This is a genomic window from Enterobacter cloacae complex sp. EB5 (assembly GCF_031432835.1).
In the GTDB taxonomy this organism is placed as follows: domain Bacteria; phylum Pseudomonadota; class Gammaproteobacteria; order Enterobacterales; family Enterobacteriaceae; genus Enterobacter; species Enterobacter hormaechei_C.
The window spans coordinates 3,095,134-3,110,818 of the sequence record NZ_CP133860.1 but is presented as its reverse complement, the minus strand read 5'-3'; the positions used below and the strand labels follow the sequence as shown (position 1 = coordinate 3,110,818).

Genomic DNA, 15,685 nt, shown 5'->3' with positions numbered 1-15,685 from the left:
AAATGTCGCAGCAGATCTGTATCTGTAAACAGTTGGACGGACCAGCTACTGGAAAAAGTGGGAATAAGATAAGTTTTCTTTAGTGGGAAGTAAAATCCCGCATGCGTTCAATCGGTAAAATTACGCCAGATATCCTGAATATCTTCCATCAGGAAGCCGCGGTAGAGCAAAAAGCGCTGGATTTTAACTTTTTCTGAAAATTCACGCGGCAGCGGCTCACCGTACTTTCGTACCGCCTGCTCACGCGCCAGTTCGCACCAGTCAATTTCACTTTCGCGCAGGGCTTTTTCAATCGATTCACGGGCTACGCCTTTCTGGTTCAGCTCCTGACGGATACGCGCTGGCCCATAGCCTTTACGACCACGGCTGGCAAGAAAGCGAGCGGCAAAACGGCCGTCATCCAGATAGTGATGCTCGTAGCACCAGGCAACCACGCGGTCATAATCTTCCGCGGTGGCATCAATGTCTTCCGGACCGTTTTTGCTCATGACGGGCGCTGACAGTTTCCGCCGCAGCTCCTGTTCACTATGGTCACGCACGGCAAGAATACGCACGGCCCGATCCAGCAAGCGTGAGTAGGCTGGTCGGCGTGATGTCGGTTCACTCATAAAAAACCTGTCGATTCAGAAATGCAAAAAGGGCCGCATCAGCAGCCCTTCATTTTTATCCGAGAGGATTAAAAGTCTTCGTTGGTTTCTTCAGCATCCGCGCCGTCGACCACGAAATCAGGTTTAGAGTCCTGGTTGTTCAGCAGGAGTTCACGCACCTTCTTCTCAATCTCTTTCGCCGCCGCCGGGTTCTCTTTCAGCCAGGAGATAGCATTCGCTTTACCCTGACCAATCTTGTCACCGTTGTAGCTGTACCATGCGCCCGCTTTTTCAATCAGCTTCTCTTTCACGCCCAGGTCAACCAGCTCGCCGAGGAAGTTGATACCTTCGCCGTAGAGGATCTGGAACTCAGCCTGTTTGAACGGTGCTGCGATTTTGTTCTTCACAACCTTCACGCGGGTTTCGCTACCGACTACGTTATCCCCCTCTTTCACCGCGCCGATACGGCGGATATCCAGACGGACAGAAGCGTAGAATTTCAGAGCGTTACCGCCGGTGGTGGTTTCCGGGTTACCGAACATTACACCAATTTTCATACGGATCTGGTTGATGAAGATCAGCAGCGTATTGGACTGCTTCAGGTTACCCGCCAGCTTACGCATCGCCTGGCTCATCATACGTGCCGCGAGGCCCATGTGAGAGTCACCGATTTCACCTTCAATTTCCGCTTTTGGCGTCAGCGCCGCAACGGAGTCGACGATGATCACGTCAACCGCACCTGAGCGCGCCAGCGCGTCACAGATTTCCAGTGCCTGCTCGCCGGTGTCCGGCTGGGAGCACAGCAGGTTGTCGATATCAACGCCCAGTTTACGGGCATAGACCGGGTCCAGCGCGTGCTCGGCATCGATAAACGCACAGGTTTTACCTTCGCGCTGTGCCGCCGCAACAACCTGCAACGTCAGGGTAGTTTTACCCGAGGATTCCGGACCGTAGATTTCTACGATACGGCCCATCGGCAAACCGCCAGCGCCCAGTGCGATATCAAGAGAAAGCGAACCAGTGGAGATAGTTTCCACATCCATGGAACGGTCTTCACCCAGGCGCATGATGGAGCCTTTACCGAATTGCTTTTCGATCTGGCCCAGTGCTGCCGCCAACGCTTTCTGTTTGTTTTCGTCGATAGCCATTATTACTCCTGTCATGCCGGGAGAAGCAACTGCGCTTCACCATGGACTTCTGTTCTGTTGAGGCAATTATACTGTATAGTCATACAGTATCAAGTATTTTGTAGAAATTGTTGCCAGAGCGTTTTTAACGCGTATTCCGTTGCCTGACGACGCACGCTTTCGCGATCGCCGCTGAAGCATTCCCGGCGGGTGATCCCTTCACCTTTTGAGGTGGCAAAGCCAAACCAGACGGTGCCGACAGGCTTCACGTCGCTGCCGCCGTCCGGCCCCGCGATACCGCTGATGGAGATAGCGTAATCTGCGCGCGCCTCTTTTAGCGCGCCAATCGCCATCTCGATTACCACCGGCTCGCTGACCGCGCCATGCTGCTCAAGCGTGGCTTCACGCACGCCAATCATCTGTGCTTTCGCCTCGTTACTGTAGGTCACAAAGCCGCGTTCAAACCAGGCGGAACTGCCAGCAATATCGGTAATCGCTTTCGCCACCCAGCCGCCGGTGCAGGATTCTGCGGTCGTGAGAGTCGCGCCGCGTTGTTTCAGCGCCAGCCCCACCACTTCGCTTAGCTGCATCAATTCATGGTCAGTCATTCTCGCTCCAGGCCTTAGAAAAACATGCAGCACAAGATAGCACTTTCTCATCAAATATGGGGATGGGCGTCGGGTTTTACGAGGGGGCTTCAGAAAAAAGCCGATGCGGGCGCACCGGCCAGAGAGACGCTTATTTCATGCTGTTAGCGAGGGTGTCCACATTGTGGCGAAACGCCTTGACGTAGGTGTCCGCCACGCCGCCCTTCGCGGACAGCGCTTCCGGGTAAAGTTCACCACCCGGCTGGGCGCCCGTGGCGGTCGCAATCTGCTTCACCAGGCGTGGGTCAAGCTGGTTTTCCATAAACCAGGTTTTCACGCCGTCAGCTTTAATCTGATTGATGATCTCCGCTACCTGCGCCGCGCTGGCTTCACTCTCAGACGACAGCCCCTGCGGCGCCATAAACGTCACGCCGTAGGCGCGGCTGAAATAGCCGAAGGCGTCGTGGCTGGTCAGCACTTTGCGCTTCGCCTGTGGGATGTCGCTGAAACGCTTTTTAGCCCAGCCGTCCAGCTGAGAGAGCTGCGCAATATAGGGTTTGCCGGTAGCTTCAAGCGCCGCCGTATCTTCAGGATCGGCCTTCACCAGCCCTGAGAGAATATTTTGCGCATACAGCGCGCCGTTCGCCGCGCTGTTCCACGCGTGCGGATCGGTCACGGTTTTACCGTCCTCTTCCAGCGTGTGCGTTTTCACGCCGTCCGAAGCAACCACCAGCTGGCCTTTGAATCCGGAGGCTTTCACCAGACGGTCGAGCCAACCCTCCAGCCCCAGCCCATTGACCACCACCACGTCAGCTTTACTCAGCGCCGCGCTGTCTTTGGGCGAGGGTTCGAAAGTATGGGGATCACCGTCCGGCCCCACCAGCGTCGTCACCTTCACACGATCGCCGCCAACCTGCTGCGTGATGTCTCCCAGGATGGAAAAGCTGGTCACCACATTAAGCGTTTTCGCCATTACGCCGTGCGTCATCATGCCGAGCGCGAGCGCCACGGCTAACCCTGTACGTTTCATCGTTTCCCCTTGCGTTAAAAAAGCGCCCGCAGGCTATCCGCCAGCCTGCTGCGCGTGCCAAATAAAACTGAAATAAAGAACAATGCGCTGGCGGTCAGCACAATGGAGGGCCCGGCGGGCAGACTCACTGCCCAGGAAAGGCTTAAGCCCAGCCACGCGCAAAAAATACCGCTGATACCCGCTATCAAAAGTAACCCTGGCAGTGTGCGCACCCAGCAGCGTGCCGCCACGGCGGGTAACATCATCAGCCCGACGGCCATCAGCGTGCCGAGCACCTGAAAACCGGCCACCAGGTTGAGCACCAGCAGCGCCAGAAACAGACCGTGTAACATCCCGGGCAGCCAGCGCGCGTTCACCTGCAACCACGCGGTATCAAACGCTTCGCTGACCAGCCCCCGATAAAAAATCGCCAGCGTGAGGAGCGTGAACATGCAAACGCCCGTCACGAAAAGGGCTGACGCGCTATCCACGGCGAGAATGGAGCCAAACAGAAGATGAAGCAGATCGACATTTGAACCGCGCAGCGACACCAGCGTGACGCCCAGCGCCAGCGAGCCCAGGTAAAACCCTGCGAAGCTGGCATCCTCTTTAAGCGGCGTGCGGCGGCTGACCAGCCCGGCCACCAGCGCAACGGCGATCCCGGCAATAAACCCGCCGACAGTCATTGCCAGCAGCGACATCCCGCTGAGCAGATAGCCCACCGCGACACCCGGCAAAATGGCGTGAGAAAGGGCGTCCCCCATCAGGCTCATCCGACGCAGCTGAAGAAATACGCCCAGCGCAGTGGTGCTGACGGAGAGCGCCAGGCAAACCACCAGCGCGCGCCGCATAAAGCCGTACTCAATAAACGGCTGGAAGAAGAGATGCCAGATCATGCCACCCTCACCCGCTCGGTTTTCCAGTGCGGCGTATCAGCATCCAGCCGCAGCGTCTGCGGGAAGTGGCGCGAGACGCGTTCGCTGTCGTGCAGTACCGCCAGCAGGGTCTGCCCCTGCATATACATCTCCAGCATCAGATCCATCAGCACGTTGCAGGTCGCTTCATCGACGCCGGTGAAAGGCTCATCCAGCATCACCAGCGGCGCCTGCTGCACCAAAACGCGGGCAAACAGCATGCGCTGAAACTGGCCGCCGGAAAGTTCATCAATGGTGGAGAACGCCATGGACTCCAGCCCCACGCGCTCCAGCGCGCCGGCAATGCGCATGCGGGTATCCCGACGAAAACCGGCAAACAGAGAGATTGCTGGCCAGCAGCCCATACTCACCACGTCCTGCACGGTCAGAGGAAATTGCGCCTCCAGCGCGTGACGCTGCGCCAGCCAGCCCACCACCGGACGTCTCCCCTGCCAGCGAAACGTACCGCTGACGGGCGGAATAAAGCCAGCGAGCGTTTTCAGCAGCGTGGATTTGCCGCAGCCGTTGGCCCCGACGATGGCGGTCATGCTCCCGCGTTCAATCACGCCGGACAGCGCGCGCGTAACGGGCTGACGATCGTAACCCGCCACCAGGTCGTTCATCACGATCATGGCAACGCCACCGCCCAGCGCACGGCCAGGCCGAGAAACAGAATGAGCACCAGCGCCAGCAGCAGCCGAACCGGGGATGAGAGCGAAAACAGGGACATGGATATCTCAACTCAAAAGAATGTTATAACATAACAATAATGAAAGACGATTAAGATGTAAACGGCGGGAGTGAAATGGGAGTGTGGCGAAATGTTTCTGCAAACTTCCCTCTCCCGTGGGAGAGGGTCAGGATACGGGCAGCCATGCCGGGTGGCGGCGTTGCCTTACCCGGCCTACCCGTCGGGGTAGCTTACTGGCTAAACGGTGACGCTGCGGGCACACGCGCCTGAGACACCGCCAGCCCCAGCTGCCATACCGCCATCGCATAGTGCGTGCTGTGGTTGTAGCGGGTAATGGTGTAGAAGTTCGGCAGCCCGAACCAGTACTGATAACCGGTTCCGACATCCAGGCGCAGCAGGCTCACCTGGTCAACATTGCCCAGCGGCTGCGACGGCGTTAAGCCTGCCGCTGCCAGCTGCGCCACGCTGTATTTGGTTTTAAATCCGTTTTCCAGACCAAACGCCTCGCCGTTCGCCTGCACCGCCACCTGGCCGCCCGGCGTCCAGCCGTGCGCTTTGAAGTAGTTAGCCACGCTGCCAATGGCGTCTTCGGGATCCCACAGGTTGATGTGACCATCCCCGTTAAAATCTACCGCGTACTGCTTATAGGAGGACGGCATAAACTGGCCGTAGCCCATCGCCCCGGCGAACGACCCTTTCAGATCTAACGGATCGTCCTGTTCGTCTCGCGCCATCAGCAGGAAGGTTTCCAGCTCGGAAGAGAAATACTCGGCGCGGCGCGGGTAGTTGAAGGAGAGCGTCGCCAGCGCATCGAGGATGCGGGTTTTACCCATAATGCGTCCCCAGCGGGTCTCGACCCCAATAATACCGACGATGATCTCCGGCGGCACGCCATAGACCTGCCACGCACGGTTCAGGGCGTCTTCATACTGATTCCAGAACACCACACCATTCTGCACGTTGTCCGGGGTAATAAACTGTTTGCGATAGCGCAGCCACGCGCCGTTTGGCCCGGTCGGCACCTGGGCCGTCGGCGCCTGCCTGTCCATCAGGCGCAGCACGTAGTCCAGACGCTTCGCCTGAGACAAAATGGCATGCAGCTGCTGGCGGTCAAAACCGTGCTTGCTCACCATTTTATCGATGAACTGTTCGGCCGCAGGGTTATTCGCGAAGTCGCCCCCCATCTGCATCATATTGTGCTGCGGCTCCAGCAGGAATCCTCCGGAAGGCGCGCCCGCCGTTGGTTGAGCGGCTTCGGTCTTGGGTTTGCTACTACAGGCGGACAGGAGAATAAGCGCAGGCAACAGCGCTGCATAACGACGCTTGAACATGTGGCATCCATTTAACGAGTTCGGTAAGAACCCAGTATGGTAAAGCATCCCCAACTCCTCAAGGAAGCGGTACGCACCTCCCCGACGCAAATCCGTGCTTTTTTCCACCCAAAATTATTCACCTCATCAATAAACTTTCAAAATAATACTTTTTTCTTTCATTGTGAGATCTGATTAACACTTTAAAACCTTTCAAAGTGATTATTATTAGCCGCAGATAGACAAAAACAAACGCCCTACAGGAGAGAAGAATGATAGAAACCATCACCCACGGCGCCGAGTGGTTCATCGGGCTGTTTCAGAAAGGCGGCGAGGTCTTCACCGGCATGGTGACCGGGATCCTGCCCCTGCTGATCAGCCTGCTGGTGATCATGAACGCGCTGATTAACTTTATCGGCCAGCAGCGCATTGAACGCTTCGCCCAGCGCTGTGCCGGCAATCCGCTGTCCCGCTACCTGATCCTGCCCTTCATCGGCACCTTTGTGTTCTGCAACCCGATGACCTTAAGCCTCGGCCGCTTTATGCCAGAGAAGTACAAGCCGAGTTATTACGCCGCCGCCTCCTACAGCTGCCATTCAATGAACGGCCTGTTCCCGCACATTAACCCCGGCGAGCTGTTTGTTTACCTCGGGATTGCCAGCGGTCTCACTACGCTGGGACTGCCGCTCGGCCCGCTGGCAGTGAGCTATCTGCTGGTCGGCCTGGTGACCAACTTCTTCCGCGGCTGGGTAACGGACCTCACTACCGCCATTTTTGAGAAAAAAATGGGCATTCAGCTTGATGAAAAAGTCCAGCTTTCGGGAGCCACAGTATGAACCGGATCCGCATAGAGAAAGGCACGGGCGGCTGGGGCGGCCCGCTGGAATTCGACGCCACCGAAGGCAAAAAGATCGTCTACATCACCGCAGGGACGCGCCCGGCGATCGTCGACACGCTGCGCGAGCTGACCGGCTGGGAAGCGGTCGACGGCTTCAAAGAGGGCGAGCCGCCGGAAGCGGAAATCGGCGTGGCGGTTATCGACTGCGGCGGCACCCTGCGCTGCGGCATCTACCCGAAGCGCCGCATTCCGACGGTGAATATTCACTCCACGGGCAAATCCGGCCCGCTGGCGCAGTACATCCTTGAGGACATTTATGTCTCGGGCGTGAAGGAGGACAACATCACGCTGGTGAATGGCACATCCGCGCCGCAAAAAGCGGCCCCGCGCGACTACGACACCAGCAAGAAGATCACCGAGCAGAGCGACGGCCTGCTGGCGAAGGTCGGGATGGGGATGGGGTCCGCCGTGGCGGTGCTGTTCCAGTCCGGGCGCGACACCATCGACACGGTGCTGAAAACCATTCTGCCGTTTATGGCGTTCGTCTCGGCGCTGATCGGCATCATCATGGCCTCCGGCCTCGGCGACTGGATTGCCCACGGCCTCGCCCCGCTCGCCAGCCACCCGCTCGGGCTGGTCACACTGGCGCTGATCTGCTCCTTCCCGCTGCTGTCGCCGTTTCTCGGCCCGGGCGCGGTGATTGCCCAGGTCATCGGCGTGCTGATTGGCGTGCAGATTGGTCTGGGGAATATTCCCCCGCACCTCGCCCTGCCCGCCCTGTTTGCCATTAACGCCCAGGCGGCGTGCGACTTCATCCCCGTCGGGCTGTCGCTGGCGGAAGCGCGCCAGGAGACCGTGCGCGTGGGCGTCCCCTCCGTGCTGGTGAGCCGCTTCCTGACGGGCGCGCCAACGGTGCTGATTGCCTGGTTTGTCTCCGGCTTTATTTATCAATAAGAGGTTCCTGCCATGACCGTGATTTACCAGACCACCATTACCCGCATCGGCCAGAGCGCGGCCGATGCGCTCAGCGACCAGATGCTGATCACTTTCCGCGAAGGGGCGCCTGCGGATATCGAAGAGTTTTGCTTTATCCACTGCCACGGCGAGCTGAACGGTGAGCTGAAGGCCGGAAGCCAGCTGGAGCTGGGCAAGGCGCGCTATGCCGTAACCGCCGTCGGTGAGGTCGCCGAGCAAAACCTGCGCGAACTGGGGCACATCACCCTGCGTTTCGACGGCCAGCCGCGGGCGGAGTATCCCGGCACGGTTCACGTTGAGGGGCCGGTTCCGCAGGCCGTCACCCCAGGCTGCACGTTAAAATTTATTTCGTAATAAAGGAGAGACACATGAGTCAGGTTGCCGTTGTCATTGGTGGGGGACAAACCTTAGGCGAGTTCCTCTGCCATGGGCTTGCCGCAGAGGGCTACCGCGTGGCGGTCGTGGATATTCAGAGCGAGAAAGCCGCTCGCGTAGCGGACGCCATCAACACTGAGTTTGGCGAAGGGATGGCGTATGGATTTGGCGCCGACGCCACCAGCGAGCAGAGCGTGATGGCGCTGGCCCGCGGCGTGGATGAGATTTTTGGTCGCACCGATCTGCTGGTCTACAGCGCGGGGATCGCGAAGGCGGCCTTTATCAGCGATTTCGAACTGGGGGATTTTGACCGCTCGTTGCAGGTGAATCTGGTGGGCTATTTCCTCTGCGCCCGCGAATTTTCCCGTCTGATGATCCGCGACGGGATTCAGGGGCGCATCATTCAGATCAACTCAAAATCGGGGAAAGTGGGCAGCAAGCACAACTCCGGCTACAGCGCGGCGAAGTTTGGCGGCGTCGGGCTGACGCAGTCTCTGGCGTTGGATCTGGCCGAATACGGCATTACCGTGCACGCGCTGATGCTGGGTAACCTGCTGAAATCCCCGATGTTCCAGTCCCTGCTGCCGCAGTATGCCGCCAAACTTGGCATCAAAGCGGAGGACGTCGAACAGTACTACATCGACAAAGTGCCGCTGAAGCGCGGGTGCGATTATCAGGACGTGCTGAACATGCTGCTGTTTTACGCCAGCCCGAAAGCCTCGTACTGCACCGGGCAGTCGATTAACGTTACCGGTGGGCAGGTGATGTTCTGATCGAGCGGCCTGATGCCCTCACCCTAACCCTCTCCCACGGGGAGAGGGAACGAAACAAGGAGCCGATATGGTCACCGCACTCATCACCGTCGCCGCCCTCGCCTGGCTTTGCCAGATGGCGTTTGGCGGCTGGCAAATCCGTCAGTTTAACCGCGCCTTTGATGCCCTGTGTCAGAAGGGACGCGTGGGCGTCGGGCGTTCCGGGGGACGCTTCAAACCGCGAGTTGTCGTCGCTGTTGCGCTGGATGAAAACAATAAGGTCTGCGATTCCCTCATCATGCGCGGCGTAACGGTGTTTGCCCGTCCGACCAAAATCCAGGCGATCAACGGCATTTCGCTGCATGAATTACAACCTGATGTGATCTTCCCCCATGATTCACTCTGTCAGAATGCACTATCATTAGCGCTTAATCTGAAACATGGATAATTTCGTTGTGAAAGTTATAAACTTGCGGAATTATCATTTCGCAACGTAAGGAACGAAGCGCCTATGAAACCACGTCAGCGGCAGGCGGCCATACTTGAGCATCTGCAAAAGCAGGGAAAGTGCTCGGTAGAGGATCTGGCCCACTACTTTGACACCACCGGCACGACAATACGCAAGGACCTGGTATTGCTCGAAAACTCCGGCGCCGTCATTCGTACCTACGGCGGCGTGGTGCTCAATAAAGACGAAGCCGACCCGCCTATCGACCACAAAACGCTGATCAATACCCACCAGAAAGCGCTGATTGCCGAAGCCGCCGTCAAATTTATCCAGGACGGCGATTCCATTATCCTCGACGCAGGCAGTACCGTCCTACAGATGATCCCGCTGCTCAGCCGCTTTAATAACATCACCGTGATGACCAATAGCCTGCATATCGTCAATGCCCTGTCAGAGTTCGACAGCGAGCAGACCATCCTGATGCCCGGTGGCACCTTCCGTAAAAAATCGGCGTCGTTTCACGGGCAGCTGGCGGAGAATGCCTTCGACCACTTCAGCTTCGATAAGCTGTTTATGGGCACGGACGGCATCGACCTCAACGCGGGCGTGACCACCTTCAACGAGGTATTCAGCGTCAGCAAAGCGATGTGCAACGCCGCGCGGGAAGTGATTTTGATGGCGGACTCGTCGAAGTTTGGCCGTAAAAGCCCCAACATTGTCTGTAGCCTTGAAAGCGTCGATAAGCTGATTACCGACGCAGGTATCGATCCGGCATTTAAAAAAGCGCTGGAAGCGAAAGGCATCGACGTGATCGTAACCGGAGAGAAAAATGAGTGATTTTCTGTTAAACGCAGGCCGTCAGACCCTGCTGCTGGAGCTACAGGAAGCCAGCCGCCTGCCGGAGCGTCTGGGTGAAGATTTTGTTCGTGCAGCCAACACCATTATCCACTGCGAGGGCAAAGTGATCGTGGCGGGTATCGGTAAATCCGGTCATATCGGCAAGAAGATTGCCGCGACGCTTGCCAGCACCGGCACCCCGGCGTTCTTCGTGCATCCTGCCGAAGCGCTGCACGGCGATCTGGGGATGATCGAAAGCCGCGACGTGATGCTGTTTATCTCCTACTCCGGTTCAGCCAAAGAGCTGGATCTCATCATCCCTCGCCTGCAAGAAAAATCGGTGGCCCTGTTAGCGATGACCGGCAAATCCCGTTCGCCGCTGGCGCTGGCCGCGAAAGCAACGCTGGATATTTCCGTTGAACGCGAAGCCTGCCCGATGCACCTGGCACCGACCTCCAGCACCGTCAACACCCTGATGATGGGCGACGCGCTGGCAATGGCGGTGATGCAGGCGCGCGGTTTTAATGAGGAAGATTTCGCCCGTTCGCATCCGGCAGGTGCGCTCGGCGCACGCCTGCTCAACAAGGTTCACCACCTGATGCGCACCGACGATGCCATTCCGCAAGTTAAACTCGACACCAGCGTGATGGACGCCATGCTGGAGCTGAGCCGCACCGGGCTGGGGCTGGTTGCGGTATGCGACAATGACCGCCAGGTGAAGGGCGTCTTCACCGACGGCGACCTGCGCCGCTGGCTGGTGGGCGGCGGCAAGCTGGAGGCGCGGGTATCCGAAGCAATGACCCGGGGCGGGCTGACGCTGAATGCCGACAGCCGCGCCATTGAAGCCAAAGAGGTGCTGATGAAGCGCAAAATCACCGCCGCGCCGGTGGTGGACGAGCACGGCAGGCTGTGCGGCGCGATCAACCTGCAAGACTTCTACCAGGCGGGGATTATTTAACCCTTCAGCCCCAGACGTTTCGCCAGCCTGTGAAGGTTGGCGACGTCCATCTCCAGCGCCCGCGCGCACGCCGCCCAGCTGCGGTTATTCTGCTCCAGCGCGCGGGCGATCATCTGACGCTGGAACGCATCCGTCGCCTCGCGCAGGTTTTCGTTCACGCTCTCAGGTATCACCGGCTTCACGGACGGCGTCGTTTCCTCATGCAGCGCGAAATGGCGCGCATGAATAACCACTTCATCCCCCGAACGCGTTGCCCGCGCCAGCACTACCGCGCGGTGGATCGCATGTTCCAGTTCACGCACATTACCCGGCCAGCCGTAGCTCAGCAGGTGCGTCCTCGCGCCGGGGCTTAGCACCACGCGGGAAAGCCCCATTTTGAGCCGACACTGTTCGCAGAAAAAGCCCGCCAGCAGCACCACATCCTCGCCGCGCTCGCGCAGCGGCGGCACCGTGAGCGGGAACACGCTCAGACGGTGGAACAGATCGGCGCGGAAATTCCCCGCCAGCACCTCTTCGCGCAGATCACGGTTCGTCGCCGCCAGCACGCGCACATCCACGCGTAAGCTGCGATCGTCACCCACGCGTTGAATATCGCCATACTGCAACACCCGCAGCAGTTTGGCCTGGAGCGAAAGGGAGAGTTCGCCAATTTCATCGAGGAACAGCGTGCCGTTATCAGCCATTTCGAACTTGCCGCTGCGGTTGCTGATCGCCCCTGTAAAGGCCCCTTTGACGTGTCCGAACAGCTCGCTTTCCGCCACGCTTTCCGGCAGCGCCGCGCAGTTGAGATAGACCAGCGGATTCACCGCACGGGGCGAGGCTTCGTGGATCGCTTTTGCCACCAGCTCTTTACCGGTGCCGGTCTCCCCGAAGATCAGCACGTTCAAATCAGACGCGGCGACAATCTCAATCTCTTTTTTGAGCTGCGCCATGCCTGGCGAAAGGCCGATCATTTCGGTGTGCGCCACCTGCTCAAACGCCGTCGGGCTACCCGGAAGAATATTCTGGCTCTCCAGCTGTTCTATCAGCAGGGCGTTGTTCAGCGCCCCGGCCGCCAGCGCAGCAATCAGCCGTAGCTCTTCGTCGCTGAAGGTATCGAACTGATCAGGCGACATGCCGTCGAGGGTTAACGCGCCAATCAGGTTCTGCCCGGCAAACAGCGGCAGGCCGATACAGGCGTGCACCTTCAGGCTCTCCTGTCCGGGGATCAGGCCGTCGTACGGGTCGGGCAGATCGCTGTCTGCCGGAAAACGCACCACGTCACCCGCACGGGCGATAGTTTCCAGACGCGGGTGGCCCTCCAGGGTAAAGCGCCGCCCGAGTACGTCCTTCGCCAGACCGTCGATAGCCAGCGGAATAAACTGCCGCCCTTCGTAACGCAGCAGTGCCGAGGCATCGCAATCCAGCACGTGGCGCAACGTGGAGATCAGCCGCTGAAAGCGGTCCTGATGACCAATACCGGTTTGCAGTTCTATGGCGATCTTCGCCAGCACATCTACGGAAAAGCTCATCTCTGCCTCACTGTCATTTTGACAATGCATAGTGTCATATTGACAATTTTTAAGATAGTCAAAATGACTACCCATTAGGGAGCATCAAAATATAAATACATTATTTTCAATAATTTAAAAAGTTGGCACGCAACTTGATATATGACAGTCATCTTATTTGAAAACGCCGTATTAAGTTGAGGTTGCTATGTCTATTCTGGTTAAAAATAACATTCATTGGGTGGGTCAACGTGACTGGGAAGTACGTGATTTTCACGGGACGGAATACAAAACGCTGCGCGGCAGCAGCTACAACAGCTATCTCATTCGTGAAGGTAAAAACGTCCTGATCGATACCGTCGATCACAAATTCAGCCGCAAGTTCGTGCAGAACCTGCGCAGCGAAATCGATCTGAATGAGATCGACTACATTATCATCAACCACGCGGAAGAGGATCACGCCGGGGCGCTGACCGAGCTGATGTCCCACATTCCGGATACCCCAATCTACTGCACCACCAACGCCATTGACTCCATCAACGGCCACCACCACCATCCGGAGTGGAACTTCCACACCGTGAAAACCGGCGACACGCTGGATATCGGCAACGGCAAACAGCTGATCTTCGTGGAAACCCCAATGCTGCACTGGCCGGACAGCATGATGACCTACATGACCGGTGACGCGGTGCTGTTCAGTAACGACGCCTTCGGCCAGCACTACTGCGACGAACGTCTGTTCAACGACGAAGTGGATCAGACCGAGCTGTTCGAACAGTGCCAGCGCTACTACGCCAACATCCTGACCCCGTTCAGCCGTCTGGTCACGCCAAAAATCACCGAGATCCTCGGCTTCAACCTGCCGGTGGATATGATTGCCACCTCCCACGGCGTGGTATGGCGTGAAAATCCAACCCAGATTGTCGAACTGTACCTGAAGTGGGCGGCGGACTATCAGGAAGATCGCATCACCATCTTCTACGACACCATGTCCAACAACACCCGCATGATGGCGGACGCCATTGCCCAGGGCATCAACGAAGTGGACCCGAACGTGGCGGTGAAAATCTTCAACGTGGCGCGCAGCGATAAGAATGAGGTACTGACCAACGTCTTCCGCTCCAAAGGCGTGCTGGTGGGTACCTCTACCATGAATAACGTAATGATGCCGAAAATTGCCGGACTGGTGGAAGAGATGACCGGCCTGCGCTTCCGTAACAAACGCGCCAGCGCCTTTGGTTCACACGGCTGGAGCGGCGGCGCGGTAGACCGTCTCTCCACCCGTTTACAGGATGCCGGTTTTGAGATGTCCCTGAGCCTGAAGGCGAAATGGCGCCCGGATCTCGACGCGCTGGAAATCTGTCGCCAGCACGGTCGCGACATTGCCCGCCAGTGGGCGCTTGCGCCGCTGCCGGAAACCGCACCCGCCGCAGCGGTTACGCCGGAAGCCGTAGCAGAAGCCGCTCCTGCCGCTGCCGACCTCGGCCCTTGCATGCAGTGCAGCGTCTGCCAGTGGATTTACGATCCTGAGCTGGGCGAGCCGTTGCAGGATGTCGCGCCGGGTACGCCGTGGAGCGAGGTGCCGGACAACTTCCTCTGCCCGGAATGTTCCCTCGGGAAAGACGTCTTTGATGAACTGGCAACGGAGGCAAAATGAGCCACGGCATCGTCATTATCGGCTCGGGCTTTGCCGCCCGCCAGCTGGTGAAAAATATCCGCAAACAGGATGCTAACGTGCCGTTGACGGTGATCGCCGCCGACAGCATGGATGAGTACAACAAGCCTGATTTAAGCCACGTCATTAGCCAGAATCAGCGCGCCGACGATCTCACCCGCCAGACGGCGGGGGAGTTTGCCGAACAGTTTAACCTGCGTCTGTTTCCGTACACCTGGGTCACCGACATCGACGCCGACGCCCACGTGGTGAACGCGAAAGATAAAACCTGGCAGTACGACAAGCTGGTGCTGGCGACGGGGGCATCGGCGTTTGTGCCGCCGGTTGAGGGCCGCGAGCTGATGGTCACGCTCAACAGCCAGCAGGAGTATCAGGCCAGCGAGACCCTGTTACGCGACGCCACGCGGGTGATGATTGTCGGCGGCGGGCTGATTGGCACCGAGATGGCGATGGACTTCTGCCGGGCGGGAAAATCCGTCACCCTGGTTGACCACGCGGCCAGCATTCTGTCAGCGCTGATGCCGGCAGAAGTAAGCAGTCGCTTACAGCATCGTCTGACCGACATGGGCGTGCATCTGCTGCTGAAATCGCAGTTACAGAGCCTGAGCAAAACCGAAACCGGCATTTGTGCGACGCTCGACCGCAACCGCAGCGTGGAAGTGGATGTGGTTATTGCGGCGACGGGGTTGCGCCCGGAAACCGCGCTGGCGCACCGCGCGGGCGCAGAGATCAATCGCGGCGTGAAGGTGGACAGCTACCTGCAAACCACCCAGCCGGACATTTATGCCCTGGGCGACTGCGCGGAAATTAACGGCCAGGTGCTGCCGTTCCTGCAACCGATTCAGTTAAGCGCCATGTTCCTGGCGAAAAACCTGCTCGGCGGCAACGCCCCGGTGAAATTACCCGCCATGCTGGTGAAGGTAAAAACGCCGGAACTACCGCTGCATCTCGCAGGTGAAACGCAGCGTCAGGATCTGGACTGGGAGATTGTCCTTTCGCCTCAGGGCATGGTGGCGCGCGGCACCGATACCGACGGTCAGATGCGCGCCTTTGTCGTCAGCGAAGACAGAATGAAGGAGGCCTTCGCGCTGCTGAAATCGCTACCAGCTTAA

General features: G+C 58.3%; 17 protein-coding genes. 9 read left to right on the top strand and 8 right to left on the bottom strand.

What is annotated here, in order from left to right; all coding sequences use genetic code 11:
- Nucleotides 1-107: 107 nt before the first annotated feature.
- The 7 genes from recX to mltB form a co-directional block, all read right to left on the bottom strand.
- On the bottom strand, nt 108-608 hold the full coding sequence (gene recX, locus RHN82_RS14880) for a recombination regulator RecX (RefSeq protein ID WP_047052118.1): 501 nt from the start codon (nt 606-608) through the stop codon (nt 108-110).
- A gap of 68 nt (nt 609-676) precedes the next feature.
- Nucleotides 677-1,735 (bottom strand): recombinase RecA, encoded by a 1,059-nt coding sequence (recA, locus tag RHN82_RS14875; RefSeq protein ID WP_015571667.1) that lies wholly within the window; start codon nt 1,733-1,735, stop codon nt 677-679.
- Between the two features lie 89 nt (nt 1,736-1,824).
- Complete coding sequence (pncC, locus tag RHN82_RS14870) at nt 1,825-2,322, bottom strand: nicotinamide-nucleotide amidase (protein WP_003862172.1); 498 nt, start codon at nt 2,320-2,322, stop codon at nt 1,825-1,827.
- 130 nt (nt 2,323-2,452) lie between these two features.
- Nucleotides 2,453-3,331, bottom strand: coding sequence for a metal ABC transporter substrate-binding protein (locus RHN82_RS14865; protein ID WP_022649141.1), 879 nt, complete (start codon nt 3,329-3,331; stop codon nt 2,453-2,455).
- A gap of 14 nt (nt 3,332-3,345) precedes the next feature.
- Nucleotides 3,346-4,206, bottom strand: a complete 861-nt coding sequence (locus RHN82_RS14860; RefSeq protein ID WP_045339985.1) for a metal ABC transporter permease — start codon at nt 4,204-4,206, stop codon at nt 3,346-3,348.
- Nucleotides 4,203-4,856, bottom strand: coding sequence for a metal ABC transporter ATP-binding protein (locus tag RHN82_RS14855; RefSeq protein WP_017382783.1), 654 nt, complete (start codon nt 4,854-4,856; stop codon nt 4,203-4,205). The genes RHN82_RS14860 and RHN82_RS14855 overlap by 4 nt, the downstream gene beginning before the upstream one ends.
- Nucleotides 4,857-5,145: 289 nt before the next feature.
- Entirely contained in the window at nt 5,146-6,246 is a 1,101-nt protein-coding gene (mltB, locus tag RHN82_RS14850; protein ID WP_015571672.1) for a lytic murein transglycosylase B, read from the bottom strand.
- A gap of 251 nt (nt 6,247-6,497) precedes the next feature.
- Between mltB and srlA the strand changes: the two genes are divergently transcribed.
- From srlA to gutQ, 7 genes are all read left to right on the top strand, one after another.
- Nucleotides 6,498-7,061, top strand: coding sequence for a PTS glucitol/sorbitol transporter subunit IIC (srlA, locus tag RHN82_RS14845; RefSeq protein ID WP_015571673.1), 564 nt, complete (start codon nt 6,498-6,500; stop codon nt 7,059-7,061).
- Nucleotides 7,058-8,017, top strand: a complete 960-nt coding sequence (locus RHN82_RS14840) for a PTS glucitol/sorbitol transporter subunit IIB (RefSeq protein ID WP_047052123.1) — start codon at nt 7,058-7,060, stop codon at nt 8,015-8,017. The genes srlA and RHN82_RS14840 overlap by 4 nt, the downstream gene beginning before the upstream one ends.
- A gap of 12 nt (nt 8,018-8,029) precedes the next feature.
- Entirely contained in the window at nt 8,030-8,392 is a 363-nt protein-coding gene (gene srlB, locus RHN82_RS14835; RefSeq protein ID WP_045911263.1) for a PTS glucitol/sorbitol transporter subunit IIA, read from the top strand.
- 14 nt (nt 8,393-8,406) lie between these two features.
- Complete coding sequence (gene srlD / locus RHN82_RS14830) at nt 8,407-9,186, top strand: sorbitol-6-phosphate dehydrogenase (protein ID WP_017382786.1); 780 nt, start codon at nt 8,407-8,409, stop codon at nt 9,184-9,186.
- A 67-nt stretch (nt 9,187-9,253) separates the two neighbouring features.
- On the top strand, nt 9,254-9,613 hold the full coding sequence (gene gutM, locus RHN82_RS14825) for a transcriptional regulator GutM (RefSeq protein WP_047052125.1): 360 nt from the start codon (nt 9,254-9,256) through the stop codon (nt 9,611-9,613).
- Nucleotides 9,614-9,676: 63 nt separating this feature from the next.
- Nucleotides 9,677-10,450, top strand: a complete 774-nt coding sequence (locus RHN82_RS14820) for a DNA-binding transcriptional repressor (protein ID WP_015571676.1) — start codon at nt 9,677-9,679, stop codon at nt 10,448-10,450.
- Nucleotides 10,443-11,408 (top strand): arabinose-5-phosphate isomerase GutQ, encoded by a 966-nt coding sequence (gene gutQ / locus RHN82_RS14815; RefSeq protein WP_023298458.1) that lies wholly within the window; start codon nt 10,443-10,445, stop codon nt 11,406-11,408. Before RHN82_RS14820 ends, gutQ begins: the two co-directional genes overlap by 8 nt.
- Here gutQ and norR read toward each other — a convergent pair.
- Nucleotides 11,405-12,919 carry a nitric oxide reductase transcriptional regulator NorR gene (gene norR, locus RHN82_RS14810; protein WP_047052127.1) on the bottom strand — a complete coding sequence of 505 codons (1,515 nt, stop codon included), beginning with the start codon at nt 12,917-12,919 and terminating at the stop codon, nt 11,405-11,407. The genes gutQ and norR overlap by 4 nt on opposite strands.
- Nucleotides 12,920-13,106: 187 nt before the next feature.
- Here norR and norV point away from each other — a divergent pair, with 187 nt between their 5' ends.
- Complete coding sequence (gene norV, locus RHN82_RS14805; protein WP_310398349.1) at nt 13,107-14,555, top strand: anaerobic nitric oxide reductase flavorubredoxin; 1,449 nt, start codon at nt 13,107-13,109, stop codon at nt 14,553-14,555.
- Nucleotides 14,552-15,685, top strand: a complete 1,134-nt coding sequence (norW, locus tag RHN82_RS14800; protein WP_047052129.1) for an NADH:flavorubredoxin reductase NorW — start codon at nt 14,552-14,554, stop codon at nt 15,683-15,685. Before norV ends, norW begins: the two co-directional genes overlap by 4 nt.